The sequence below is a fragment of the Sphingomonas sp. HMP9 genome, from assembly GCF_013374115.1.
GTDB lineage: Bacteria > Pseudomonadota > Alphaproteobacteria > Sphingomonadales > Sphingomonadaceae > Sphingomonas.
Map to the genome: position 1 here is coordinate 2,455,620 of NZ_AP022673.1, position 13,348 is coordinate 2,468,967.

The window sequence follows — 13,348 nt, forward strand, 5'->3', positions numbered from 1 at the left end:
TGACGCACGTCAGGACCCAGCCGCAAGGAGCCGCGCTCGTGACCCTGGATCCTGACTTTCGTCAGGATGACGAAGAGGCGGCGGCGCGTACGGTCTCGTGACCGTACCAAAGGGCGGCGAGACGGTGAGACGGCGCGACGCCGACGGCGCGACCGCAGGACGGCGGGACGGCAGGACGGCGCGACGGCGCGATGCGGCGGGGTTCCAAGATGCCGTCCCATCCAAGCCCCGTCATCCTGACGAAAGTCAGGATCCAGAGCCCTATACGCCCGCGCTTGTGACCTTGGGTCCTGGCTTTCGTCAGGATGACGCACGAGGGGCGGCCGGCGGCGCACGCCAGGCCGGGTGGTGCCCCGGGCCTATCGCCGCGCTCACGTTACCGGCGCGTGCCGACCTTGATCGTCGCCAGGATCGCGTCCATTCGCGCCGCCGCGACGGCCTGGGTCGGCGCATTGCGGCTAGCCGGCGCTGCCGCCTTCACCGCGTAGGTGACGCGGTCGATCGCGTAGCAGGCGCCGTTGATGACGCTGCGCAGGTTGGTTGCGCTGACCTGCTGGCTCATGCCCGCGTCGCCATTGGTGTAGACGGTCCAGCGGTGGCCGCCGAGCATCCGGTTGGGGAGCCGCCTTGCACTGCCCGACACCATTCCCGCAGTGCCGCAGGTGGCGACCACCGCAGCGCTGCGACTGAAGCCGACCTGGAGCAGCTCGGTCACCTGGCCCTTGCCGTCGGTCGGCTTGGCGACCTGCCAGAAGCGGACGATGCCGACGCCGCGCCCGACCGGGGCGCCGTCCCACATCTGTCGCCAGCCGCGGTTCATAAGCGGGCGGCCGGCGAAATTGCGCGTCGGCGTCAGGTTGGAGGCGTAGGACAGGCGGACGTTGCCGCCTGCGCCGACGAACGACTTGTCGGCGGCGGTGGCATTGGCGAAGGGCAGGAGTGCAAGCAACGGTAGCGGCAGAAGATAGCGAAAAAGCGACACCGATTGTCTTTCACAACAGAGCTCTAACCGAAATGCCGGTCGTTACGCGTGCGGTCCATAGCGGTGCGGCGCGATGCCCCCATATGACGACGATGCGTGAACAGGCCGTGAGCGACCTTCCCCTCCCCTTGGAAAACTGGTTCGCGACGCGGGGATGGCGTCCGCGGCGGCATCAGCGCGAGATGCTGGCGGAAGGCCGTGCGGGGCATCACGCGCTGCTGGTGGCGGCGACGGGCGCGGGCAAGACGCTCGCGGGGTTCCTGCCGACGCTCGCCGAGCTGATCGAGGCGCCCACCGCGGGGCTGCACACGCTCTACGTCTCGCCGTTGAAGGCGCTGGCGGTCGACGTGCAGCGCAACCTGCTGACACCGATCGACGAGATGGGGCTCGACATCCGCGTCGAGACTCGCACCGGCGACACCCCCTCGGACCGCAAGGCGCGGCAACGGATCAAGCCGCCGCAGATCCTGCTCACGACCCCTGAGTCGTTGTCGCTGCTGCTGAGCTATCCAGACAGCATCACGATGTTCGACACGCTCCGCACGATCGTCGTCGACGAGGTCCATGCGTTCGCGACCGGCAAGCGCGGCGATCTGCTGTCGCTGTGCATGGCCAGGTTGCAGAAAATCTCGCCGGGGATGCGCCGCGTCGCGCTGTCGGCGACGGTCGCGGATGCCGACGGCTATCGCGCTTGGCTCGCCCCCGACGGCGATATCGACCAGGTCGCGATGGTGCGCGGCGAGCCCGGCGCGGATCCGAACATAGCGATCCTGCTGCCCGAGGGGCGCGTGCCGTGGTCGGGGCATTCGGGCCGCTATGCCGCCGCGCAGGTGATGGCGGAGATCGAGGCGCACGAGACCTCGATCGTGTTCTGCAACACGCGGAGTCTTGCCGAGCTGATCTTTCAGGATCTGTGGAAGGTGAATGCCGGCAATCTGCCGATCGGCGTGCATCACGGGAGTCTTGCCAAGGAGGCACGGCGCAAGGTCGAGAACGCGATGGCCGAGGGCAAGCTGCGCGCGCTGGTCGCGACGTCGAGCCTCGACCTCGGCGTCGACTGGGGCAATGTCGATTGCGTGATCCAGATGGGCGCGCCGAAGGGATCGTCGCGGCTGTTGCAGCGGATCGGACGCGCCAATCACCGGCTCGACGAATCGTCCGAGGCGATCGTCGTGCCGGGCAACCGCTTCGAATATCTCGAGGCACGCGCGGCGCTCGACGCGGTCGAGGCGGGCGAACTCGATTCGGATATCTTCCGGGTGGGCGCGCTCGACGTGCTGGCGCAGCATGTGATGGCGTGCGCCTGCGCGGCGCCGTTCCGCGAGGCCGACCTGCTCGACGAGATCCGCTCCGCGCTCCCCTATTCCGCGCTGCCGACCGAGACGTTCGAGCGCGTGCTGCACTTCATCAGCGACGGCGGCTATTCGCTGAAGGCCTATGACCGGTTCAAGCGGCTGACCAAGGACGCGGATGGCACGTGGCGGGTCAGCCACCCCAAATTCATCGGCCAGCACCGGCTGAACGCGGGGATCATCGTCGAGGCGACGATGCTGAACGTGCGGTTCGGCAATGGCCGCGTGCTGGGTCGTGTCGAGGAGGCGTTCGCAGCCCAGCTGAGCCACGGCGACACGTTCTTCTTCGCGGGGCTCAGCCTCGAGGTGATGAAGATTGACCTCGAGGATCTGGTGGTGCGCGCGACGTCGAAGCCGGCGCGGATCCCGACTTATGGCGGCAGCCGGATGCCGCTGTCGACCAACCTGGCCGACCGGGTCCGCGGGTTCCTCGCGCATCCCGGCGACTGGGCGCGGTTTCCCGACGACGTGCGCGAATGGCTGGAGATGCAGGCGTATCGATCGGTGATGCCCGAGCCCGGTCAGTTGCTGGTCGAAACGTTCCCGCGCGAGGGGCGGCATTACATGGTCGCGTATAGCTTCGAGGGGTGGAACGCGCATCAGTCGCTCGGCATGCTGATCACGCGGCGGATGGAGACGCAGGGGCTCAAACCACTCGGCTTCGTCGCCAATGATTACGCGCTGGCGGTGTTTGGGCTGGAGAAGATCACGGATCCGGCGGCTTTGTTCTCGGCGGATATTCTCGAGCATGAATTCGTCGAATGGGTGCAGCAATCGCACCTGCTCAAGCGCGCGTTCCGCGAGGTGGCGGTGATCGGCGGGCTGGTAGAGCGGCAACATCCGGGCAAGCGCAAGACCGGCAAGCAGGTGACGTTCTCGACCGACCTGATCTACGATGTGCTGCGCAAATATGAGCCGACGCATCTGTTGCTGGAGGCGGCGTGGGCGGATGCGCGCGCGCGGATGACCGATGTCGGGCGGCTGGCGTCGCTGCTCGACCGCGCGGCGGCGACGATGGTGCATGTCGATCTCGAGCGCGTGACGCCGTTGGCAGTGCCGGTGCTGACGCTGATCGGGCGCGAGAAGGTGGCGACGAGCAGTTCGGACGACGCGCTGCTGATCGAGGCGGAGGCGATGATCGCGGATGCTATGCGGCGGGATTGAGGGGGGCGACATTCCCTCACAACCACCCCGCCGGCCTCATAACCCACTATCCCGGCCTCATAATCCCCCACCCCGGCGAAGGCCGGGGCCCAGTGAGAAAGGTGGTCGTAACAGAGGTCCGCGCTCCATGAGCAACGTCCCCCAACTGGGCCCCGGCCTTCGCCGGGGTGGTGATATTTACAGGTTCGTTCTCCCCGAATAACCACAGTTGCGCGCGCATGAAATGGGGCGCAGCATTTGCAGCATGCGCAGGTGGCTGGGCCCATTGTTGTTCGTGATCACCGGCCAGGCGAGCGCCCAGGACGCCGTACTCACGCGCCAAAATGCTGCACTAGCACCGGCTGCAGCATCTGCAGCAGACCCCGATGCGACGTTGCTGTTCGGCGACGACCAGACGCGGATGACGGTGCCGGTGACGATCGCCGGCGCGGGGCCCTTTCCGTTCGTCGTCGACACGGGGGCGCAGCGGACCGTCATCGCGCGCGAGCTGGCCGCGACGCTCGGTCTGGCCCCAGGCCGTACGGTGCGCGTGACGGGGATGACAGGATCGGAGCAAGTCCCCACCGTCGTCATTCCCTCGCTCAAGGTCGGCGTGATCGGCAGTGCTCCGATCGAGGCGCCGGCAATCAGCGCAATCTATCTCGGTGCGCGCGGACTGCTCGGGATCGATACGTTGCAGGCACACGCGGTAGGGATCGATTTTGACACCAACACGATGACCGTCACGCCCTCTCGCAAACGCCGGACCAGCGATCGTCCGGCGGCCGACGAGATCGTCATCCGCGCGCGAAGCCTGTTCGGGCAGTTGGTCGTCACCGATGCCTATTGCAACGGTGTCCGCATTCGCGTGATCCTCGATACGGGAACGTCGGTCAGCATGGGCAACGCAGCGCTTCGCCGAAAGGTGATGCGCAAGATGGTCCGCTCGCAACCGGTGTCGCTGACCGGCGTCACCGGGGAGACCGTGGTGGCGGACTATACGACGATCGACCGTGTCACGATCGGAAGCCTGACGATAAGTGACCTGCCGATCGCTTTCACGGCGGTCGACGCGCCGCCGTTCCGCCTGTTCGGCCTCGCCGACCGACCGGCGGTGCTGCTCGGGATGGACGTGCTGCAGCTGTTCCGCCGCGTCGACATCGACTTTGCCAACCGCGAGGTACGGCTGGCGTTGCCACGCGGCACGCGCGCGCGCCGTTGAGGTTGCGTCGGCACCTGTTCGCTGCAACTCTCCGGCATGACACGATAAAGGGGACGATAATGCGCGTGACGGGCTGGCTACTTACGGCGGCGATACTGGCCATGCCGATCTCCGCACAGGCGCAATCGCGGCCCGACCAGAAGGCGTTTCTTGGTCTCTACAAGGAACTGGTCGAGACCAACACGACGCTGTCGACGGGCAGCTGCACGCAGGCCGCGGCGCAGATCGGCGCGCGGTTGAAGAGCGCGGGCTATGCCGATGCCGACATCACCTATTTCTCGGTGCCCGAGCATCCCAAGGACGGCGGGCTGGTCGCGGTGCTCAAAGGATCGGACGCGAGCGTCAAGCCGATGCTGCTGCTTGCGCATCTCGACGTGGTCGAGGCCAAGCGCGAGGACTGGGTCCGCGATCCGTTCAAGCTGATCGAGGAACGCGGCTATTATTACGCGCGCGGCACCGTCGACGACAAGGCGCAGGCGGCGATCTGGTCCGACGCGATGATCCGCTTCAAGACGTCCGGGTACAAGCCCAAGCGCACGATCAAGCTGGCGCTGACGTGCGGCGAGGAAACGACCTTCGCATGGAACGGCGCGCAGTATCTGGCGAAATCGAAGCCCGACCTGATCGCGGCAGAGTTCGCGCTGAACGAAGGCGGCGGCGGCCGGCTCGACGATAGCGGCAAGCGCCAGTTGCTCGCGATCCAGGTGGGCGAGAAGGCCGCGCAGAACTACACGTTCCTTGCCACCAACACCGGCGGGCACAGCTCGCAACCGACGCCGGAGAACGCGATCTACGAACTCGCCGATGCGGTGAAGGCGGTGCAGGGCTATGAATTCCCGGTAAAGTTCACCGACACGACCAGGGCGTTCTTCGCGGCCAGCGCGAAGGCGATGCCGGGCGAAATGGGGACCGCGATCACGCAGCTGCTCGCCAATCCGGAGGACAAGACCGCGGACGCGATCGTCAGCCGTGACAAGGCGATGCATTCGACGCTGCGCACGACCTGCGTGGCGACGCTGCTGAACGCTGGGCACGCCGAGAATGCGCTGCCGCAGCGTGCGACCGCGAACATCAACTGCCGGATCTTTCCAGGCGAGACGGTCGACGGCACGCTCGCCAAGCTGAAGGCACTGGCCGGGGCGAAGGTGACGGTGACCGCGAACCAGCCAGTGCGCCCGACCGCGATCCCGCCGACGCTCGACCCGAAGATCATGGGGCCGGTGACGACGGTCGCGGCCAAGCACTTCCCCGGGCTGCCGATCCTGCCGATGATGTCGACCGGCGCGACCGACGGCATCTTCTTCGAAGCGATCAACATCCCCGTCTACGGCGTGCCGGGCATGTTCATCGACAAGGACATGGGCGGCATCCACGGACTCAACGAGCGGATCCGCGTCGCATCGCTCTATGACGGCCGCGATTACCTGTTCGATCTGGTGAAGGCGTTCGCGGGGTGATCCATCTTTCCCTCGCCCCTTCGGGGAGAGGGAGGGAGGAGCCTTGGGCGACGGAGGGGAGGGGGGCTTGGGGCTGGCGACAGTTCTTCCCAACGCCCCTCTCCCTTCCCACGGCAAGCGCCGCGGGCCCCTTCCCTCTCCCCGGAGGGGCGAGGGAGCCTTTGTTTACACCGTTACCTGTTCGCCTAGCTCGAGCACCTTGCCGGGGGGGATCTTCAGGAAGTCGGTCGGGTCGCTGGCATTGCGCTGCAGGAACAGGAAGATCCGGTCCTGCCAGGGCGGCATGCCCTTCTCCGCATCGGGCTTGAGCGTATTGCGGCCGATGAAGAACGAGGTGCGCATCGGATCGAGCCCGAGCTGTTCGGTCTTGTTGCCGACGCCGAGATCGCGCGGCACGTCGGGAGATTCCATAAAGCCATAGGTCAGCACGACGATCGAGAAATTGTCGTCGACTCGCTCGACCTTGGCGCGGCTCGCCTCGTCGACGAACGGGCGGTCGGCGGTGCGGATGCTGACGATCAGGTTGCGCTCGTGCAGCACCTTGTTGTGCTTGAGGTTGTGCAGCAGCGCGCCCGGCGTCGCATGCGGGTTCGCGGTCAGGAACACCGCGGTCCCCGATACGCGCTCGGGCGGGCGCTTCTCCAGCGCGGCGGCGAGGTCGCTGAGCGGGATGCTCTGGCGCTTCTCGAACGCGCTGACGATCTTCTTGCCGCGGACCCAGGTGTAGATGATGAGGCCGATCGACGCGGCGATCACGAGCGGCACCCAGCCGCCCTCGATCACGCGGAGAATGTTCGCGCCGAAGAAGATCAGGTCGAGCGTCAGGAACGGCAGGATCGCCACGAGCGCGAGCGGGCGCGACCAGTTCCAGCGCTGCCGCACGACGATGTAGGCGAGCAGCGTGGTGACGACCATCGTGCCAGTCACCGCGATGCCGTACGCCGCGGCCATTGCCGACGACGTCTTGAACTGGACCACCAGCACCAGCACGCCGATCAGCAACAGCCAGTTGATCGCTGGGAGGTAGATCTGGCCGGCGAACACCGCCGACGTCTGGCGGATGCGCAGGCGGGGCAACAGGCCGAGTTGGATCGCCTGCTGCGTCAGGCTGAACGCGCCGGTGATGACCGCCTGGCTGGCGATCACGGTCGCGAACCCGGCGAGGATGATCAGCGCGGGGCGCAGCGGTTCGGGCGCCATCAGGAAGAACCAGTCCTGATTGACGAAGGGGATGCCGCGCGCCGCTGCGTCTTCGAGCCGCGACAGCGCGAAGGCCCCCTGCCCGAGATAGTTGAGCGCTAGCGCGGGGAAGACGAGGAAGAACCAGCCGATGCGGATCGGCAGCTTGCCGAAATGGCCCATGTCCGCGGTCAGCGCTTCCGCACCGGTGACGGTCAGGAACACCGCGCCGAGCACGAACAGCCCGGTGATCCCGTGCGTGGCAAGGAACGAAACGCCGTAGGTCGGCAGGAACACCCGGACGATCGAAGGTTCGTCGGCGATGTGCCAGACGCCGAGCGCACCGATCGCGATGAACCACACGATGCAGACCGGGCCGAACAGCTTCGACACCTGCGCGGTGCCGCGCGCCTGGATCATGAACAGCGCGATCAGGATGCCGATCGTCAAAGCGCGCACCACGCCTTCATTGAAGATGTGTGCTGCGCTGGGGATCGTCCGCAGGCCCTCCATCGCCGACAGCACCGACAGCGCCGGGGTGATGATCGCATCGCCGTAAAACAGCGACGCCCCCGCCGCGCCGAGCACGATCGCGATCCGCGACCGCATGCCGAGCGCGCGGCGGGCCAGCGCGGCGAGGGCCAGCACGCCGCCCTCGCCCTGATTGTCCGCGCGCATCAGGAAGATGACGTATTTGACAGTGACGACGAGGAACAGCGACCAGAGCGCGAGGCTCAGCACGCCGAGGATCTCGCTCGGGTCGATGCCGCCCGCCGACGTCTGGCCCAGCGCCTCGCGGAACGCATAGAGCGGGCTGGTGCCGATATCGCCGAACACGACGCCGATCGCGCCGACGGTCAGCGCGGCCAGCGCCGGATGAGGATGCAGATGCGCCGCGGACAGATCGGCCGGCGCCGATTGCTCGGCGGTCGGATCGGTCACAACTGCGGTCTGGGGTGTTCCGGCTACGGACGTCATGGCGCGAAGAGCGCTCCTCCTGATGGGACGGCGCGCTTTACGCCGATTGGGGGCATGCGCAAGTCCTGCCGACCTCTGGTGACTTTGCGGCGAAGGCGGGTTGATTCACTGCGCGCGCAGCGGCATGGCAGGCAAATGGTTCCCTTTTCGTTCGGCGGACATGCGCTTCTGGCGTTGGCGCAAGGCGCGCTGTTCTGGCCGGAGCGTCACGCGCTGCTGGTCGCCGACCTGCATTTCGAGAAGGCGAGCTGGTTCGCGCGGTCGGGCCAGATGCTGCCCCCCTATGATTCGATCGCGACGCTGGCCGATCTGACCGCGCTGGTCGCGGCGACCGGCGCGCGCGAAGTCTGGTGCCTGGGCGACAGCTTCCACGACAGCGACGGGTGCGAGCGCCTGCCGCCGCGCGCGCAGGCGATGCTGCAGGCGATGACGCAGGCCACGCGCTGGACTTGGATCACGGGCAATCACGATCCGGCGATCCTGGACCGGTGCGGCGGGACCGTGGTGGACGAGGTCGTCGTCGACGGGCTGGTGCTGCGCCACGAAGCGGACCGCGCGGAGACCCGGCCCGAATTGTCGGGGCATTTCCACCCGAAGCTGCGGTTGCGCGTGCGCGGCAAATCGGTGGCGCGGCGGTGTTTCGTAGCGACCGCGACGAAGCTGATCCTGCCGGCGTTTGGATCGCTGACCGGGGGGCTGGATGTTGACCATCCCGAGATCGTCCGTGCTGTCGGGGCGGGTGCGGAGGCGATGGTGCCGGTGGCGGACCGGATGCTGCGCTTTCCAGTCGCGGCCTGATCACCTCCGTCCTCCTGACGCCCCATCACCCAAAAGCCCCGTCATCCATCATTCCGTCATCCTGACGAAAGTCAGGATCCAGGGTCACGAACGCTGTCCCGCTTGGCTCTGGATCCTGACTTTCGTCAGGATGACCGAGGGCGGCGAACGCCCTCAGTTCGAAATCGTCGGAAACGCCACGCGGAATGCGCCGACCTTCGGCTTGTCCCACGTCACGACATACGGATGCGTCGGGTTCCGGTCGTAGAAATTCTGGTGATACGCCTCGGCCGGATAGAAGGCGCCGGTCTCAAGCTTCGTCACGATCGGGCCCGAGAAAGCGCGCGTCGCCCCCAGCTGTGCGATGTACGCGCGCGCGACCTTGGCCTGCGCGGGCGACTGCGGGAAGATCGCCGAGCGATAGCTGGTGCCGCTGTCGGGGCCCTGACGGTTCAGCGTCGTCGGGTCATGCGCGATCGAGAAATAGACGCGGAGCAGCGTGCCATAACTCACCACGCGGGGATCATAGGCGATCCGGATCGCTTCGGCATGACGAGTCGTCTCGGCAGAGACCTGATCATAGGTCGCGGTGGCCTTGGTGCCGCCCGCATAGCCGGTCGTGACGGCCTTCACGCCCTTCACATGCTCGAACACCGCCTCCATCGTCCAGAAACAGCCGCCGGCGAGCACCAGGGTCTGGATACCGGGCGCGGGCGGCAGGTCTGTCTTGACGGCGGGGATGACGACGGCGCGGGCGCCCTGCGCGGCACCAGTAGACAGGATCGCACCGGCGATACCGACGGCGACGAGCGTGGCGATGAGCGGCTTTTTCATGTTTAGATACATGGTGTTGCCCCTCCGCTTCGCCAAGCCGTGCGCGTGTTTATCGCGTGGTGGACGCGCCGTGTTCGAAATGGCTTGCAAAGGTCTGGCGGGCTTCGGCGGGCTGCAGTGCGAGCAAGCCGATGGCGCCGAGGACGAAACCGCCGCTGAACTGCCAGAAAAAACTCGACTTTACGATGCTGCGCATGATGCGATCCCAATGAAACCAAGTGATGACGCCAACCGGATAGGTCAGCATCAGCTACGGACCGGCATGTCGTAGAGATGCCGGCCAACCACAATGTCGTTTTTAGAAACTCTCGATTAACGCGGCGTGGCCAATGCATTCATCTCCCGGCAGGGTTGCCGGGAGATGTCGCCGCGTTTCCGAAATGTTGCTCGGCGGTGCTTTATCGCAGCGCGGCGCACGCCGTCTGGATGCGCGTGCACGCCTCGCGCAGCAGCGCGTCCGAGGTCGCGTAGCTGATCCGGAACGCCGGGCTGAGGCCGAACGCCGCGCCCTGCACCACCGCGACCTTGGCGTCGTCGAGCAGATAGCCGACCATCGCCTCGTCGGTGTCGATCAGGCGACCGTTCGGGGTCGTCTTGCCGATCAGCTCGGCGAACGACGGGTAGACGTAGAACGCCCCCTCCGGCGTCGGGCAGTGCATGCCGGGGATGTCGTTGAGCATCGATACGACCAGATCGCGACGGCCCTGGAACGCGGTGTTGCGCTCGGCGAGGAAGGACTGGTCGCCGTTCAATGCGGCGACGGCGGCGGCCTGCGCGATCGAGCACGGGTTCGAGGTCGACTGCGACTGGAGCTTGGCCATCGCCTTGATCAGCCACGTCGCGCCGCCCGCGTAACCGATCCGCCAGCCGGTCATCGCATAGGCCTTCGAACAGCCGTTGACGGTCAGCGTACGCTCGAACAGCTCGGGGCAGGCCTCGGCAATCGTCGCGAACTTGAAGCCGTCATAGACGATATGCTCGTACATATCGTCGGCGAAGATCCAGACGTGCGGATGCTTCGCCAGCACCGCGCCGAGCGCCTTCAGTTCGTCGATCGTATAGCCGGCGCCGGTCGGGTTCGACGGCGAGTTGAGGATCACCCACTTGGTCTTGGGCGTGATCGCTGCGTCGAGCGCTGCGGGATCGAGCTTGTAGCCGACCTCGGGGCCCGCCTTGACGATCACCGGCACGCCGCCGGCGAACTGCACGACGTCGGGATAGCTGACCCAATAGGGCGCGGGGATGACGACCTCGTCGCCCGGGTCGATCGTCGCGACCATCGCGTTGAACAAGGTGTGCTTGCCGCCGACGTTCACGCTGATCTGATCGGTGGTATAGGTCAGGCCATTGTCGCGCGCGAACTTGGCGACAATCGCCTGCTTCAGCTCGATCGTGCCGTCGACATTGGTATATTTGGTCTTGCCGTCGCGGATCGCCTGGATAGCGGCTTCCTTGACGAAATCAGGCGTGTCAAAATCGGGTTCGCCGGCACCAAGGCCGATCACGTCGACGCCTGCGCGCTTCAGTTCGAGAACGCGCGACGTGATCGCGAGCGTTGGCGAGGGGCTGATGCGGCCGAGCGCGGCGGATGCGTGCATGGTGTAACCTTTGCGGTTGTCCGCGAGCGTCGCCGCGGAAATCGCGCGGGCTATACGCCGGGGGTGGCCGATTTCGCAACCGCAACGATCGCCGGCATCAGGCCCCGGACTGCGTTTCCGATAAAGAAGCCGGCGGCAAGGTCGGCGCGGGTGAGCGGGGCTTCGGTCGCACGACCCGATTCGAGCAGTTCTGCGCGCAGGATGCCAGGGAGCAGGCCCGAACACTGGCTGGGCCGTAGCGGCGGCGTCACCAGGCACGGTCCACGCGGCACGAACAGCGACGTGAAGCTGCCTTCGGTCAGGAAGCCGTCGGCATCCTCGAACACGACCTCGAACGTCCCCGCATCGATGCGGGCGCGATCGTAGAAGCCGCGTGCGCTCGTCTTGTGGCGGAGGCGGAAGTCGGCGGGGGCGACCGGCAGCGGCACGATCGCGACGCTTGCCTGGGCGGGGGATTGCGGGAGCGGGCCGGACTCGATCGCGATCGCCCCCGACGGGCTGAGCAACAGGCGGACGCGGCGGTGCCCGCGCAACCGGAAGGTCGCGGCCTGGAGCTCGTTGCGCGCGGTGTGGCGGTCGAAGGTGAAGCCGAGCGCCCCCGCACTGGCCTTCATCCGCGCAAGATGCGCTTCGAGGCGAACCAGCCCGTCGTCGGGATCGAACGCCATCGTCTCGATCAGGTCGAAGGGGCGTTGGCCGGCGGTGACGAACGCGCCCTTGGCGTGGCATTCCGCCCACTCGGCATCGGCCACACTGTCGGCAACGATGCCCGAGCCCAGACTCATCGTCGCCGCACCGTGCTCGATCGCGATCGTCCGGATCGCGACGTTGAAGATCGCGTTGCCATTCGGATCGAAGCGGCCGATCGCGCCGGTGTAGATGCCGCGGGTGCGGGCGTGTTCGACCTCGGCGATGACCTCCATCGCGCGTTGCTTGGGGGCGCCGGTGATCGAGCCGCACGGGAACAGCGCGGCGAGCACGTCGACCGAGTCGCAATCGGGCTTGAGCGTGGCGGTGACGGTCGAGGTCATCTGGTGGACGGTCGGATAGGTCTCGACGGTGAACAGATCGGGGACTGCGACGTGGCCGGCGACTCGCGACAGATCGTTGCGCATCAGATCGACGATCATCAGGTTTTCGGCACGCTGCTTCGGGTCGGCAGCGAGCGCCTCGGCCAGCGCGCGGTCGATCTCGGGCGTATCGCCTCGCGATGCCGTTCCCTTCATCGGGCGGCAGGTGAGCGTGTCGCCGTCGAGCGCGAAGAACAGTTCGGGGGAGAGCGACAGGAAGCGTGTCTCGCCGGTGTCGATCAGCGCGCCATAGCCCGCGCCGGCCTGGCGGCGGAGCCGGGCGTAGAGCGCGAGCGGGTCGCCGACGAACGGCACGGTCGCGGCGAAGGTCAGGTTCGCTTGATAGATGTCGCCCGCCGCGATCAGGTCGAGCACGCGCGCCAGGCTGGCGTCGTAGGTCTCGCGATCGATCAGCGGCTGCGGCGCGCCGGTCCACGCGCCGGCGGGGTCCGGGAGCAAAGCGGCGACGCCCTGCGCAGCGCTCGTCTCGTATCCGGCGAACAGGCCGAACCAGAGCAACGGCGCCGCTCCGCGCACCTCCATCGGTTTGGACGCGAGCGCGGCGCCAGCTTCGTAGGAGAGATAGCCGGCGGCATGGAGCCCCTCCGCCCGGGCTGCGCGGAGAGCGTCGAGCGCGGGGCGGACCTCGGCGAGCGTGTCGGCGCGGACGATCCGGACGGGATCGCGGTACAGCCGCGCCGGAGCCCCGCCCTCGCGGGCGTCGTCGAGCAAAACGAAGGGCGCAGTCCACATCGT

Annotated in this window: 10 protein-coding genes; 4 read left to right on the forward strand and 6 right to left on the reverse strand. The window is 66.9% G+C overall.

Features of this window, described 5'->3' with window-relative positions:
- Positions 1-376: 376 nt before the first annotated feature.
- Positions 377-982 (reverse strand): hypothetical protein, encoded by a 606-nt coding sequence (locus HMP09_RS10895; RefSeq protein ID WP_176500383.1) that lies wholly within the window; start codon positions 980-982, stop codon positions 377-379.
- Positions 983-1,074: 92 nt separating this feature from the next.
- On the opposite strand from HMP09_RS10895, the gene HMP09_RS10900 reads away from it, so the two are divergent.
- The 3 genes from HMP09_RS10900 (at position 1,075) to HMP09_RS10910 (ending at position 6,156) form a co-directional block, all read left to right on the forward strand.
- Positions 1,075-3,498, forward strand: a complete 2,424-nt coding sequence (locus HMP09_RS10900) for a ligase-associated DNA damage response DEXH box helicase (protein WP_176500384.1) — start codon at positions 1,075-1,077, stop codon at positions 3,496-3,498.
- Between the two features lie 244 nt (positions 3,499-3,742).
- Positions 3,743-4,699: an aspartyl protease family protein gene (locus HMP09_RS10905; RefSeq protein WP_176500385.1), complete on the forward strand. Its 957-nt coding sequence runs from the start codon at positions 3,743-3,745 to the stop codon at positions 4,697-4,699.
- Positions 4,700-4,758: 59 nt separating this feature from the next.
- Entirely contained in the window at positions 4,759-6,156 is a 1,398-nt protein-coding gene (locus HMP09_RS10910; protein ID WP_176500386.1) for a M20/M25/M40 family metallo-hydrolase, read from the forward strand.
- Positions 6,157-6,321: 165 nt separating this feature from the next.
- Here the strand turns inward: HMP09_RS10910 and HMP09_RS10915 are convergent, their stop codons facing one another.
- Entirely contained in the window at positions 6,322-8,313 is a 1,992-nt protein-coding gene (locus HMP09_RS10915; protein WP_176500387.1) for a potassium transporter Kup, read from the reverse strand.
- Between the two features lie 135 nt (positions 8,314-8,448).
- Between HMP09_RS10915 and pdeM the strand changes: the two genes are divergently transcribed.
- Positions 8,449-9,111, forward strand: coding sequence for a ligase-associated DNA damage response endonuclease PdeM (pdeM, locus tag HMP09_RS10920; RefSeq protein ID WP_176500388.1), 663 nt, complete (start codon positions 8,449-8,451; stop codon positions 9,109-9,111).
- A gap of 153 nt (positions 9,112-9,264) precedes the next feature.
- Here pdeM and msrA read toward each other — a convergent pair whose 3' ends face one another.
- The 4 genes from msrA to pabB all read right to left on the reverse strand — a co-directional run bounded on the left by msrA (position 9,265) and on the right by pabB (position 13,345).
- The gene (msrA, locus tag HMP09_RS10925; protein ID WP_176500389.1) at positions 9,265-9,924 is read right to left on the reverse strand and encodes a peptide-methionine (S)-S-oxide reductase MsrA; all 660 of its coding nucleotides are present in this window, start codon (positions 9,922-9,924) and stop codon (positions 9,265-9,267) included.
- 49 nt (positions 9,925-9,973) lie between these two features.
- Positions 9,974-10,171 carry a hypothetical protein gene (locus tag HMP09_RS10930; RefSeq protein WP_176498638.1) on the reverse strand — a complete coding sequence of 66 codons (198 nt, stop codon included), beginning with the start codon at positions 10,169-10,171 and terminating at the stop codon, positions 9,974-9,976.
- Between the two features lie 151 nt (positions 10,172-10,322).
- Positions 10,323-11,522 carry a pyridoxal phosphate-dependent aminotransferase gene (locus tag HMP09_RS10935; RefSeq protein WP_176500390.1) on the reverse strand — a complete coding sequence of 400 codons (1,200 nt, stop codon included), beginning with the start codon at positions 11,520-11,522 and terminating at the stop codon, positions 10,323-10,325.
- A gap of 50 nt (positions 11,523-11,572) precedes the next feature.
- Entirely contained in the window at positions 11,573-13,345 is a 1,773-nt protein-coding gene (pabB, locus tag HMP09_RS10940; protein ID WP_176500391.1) for an aminodeoxychorismate synthase component I, read from the reverse strand.
- Positions 13,346-13,348: the final 3 nt, after the last annotated feature.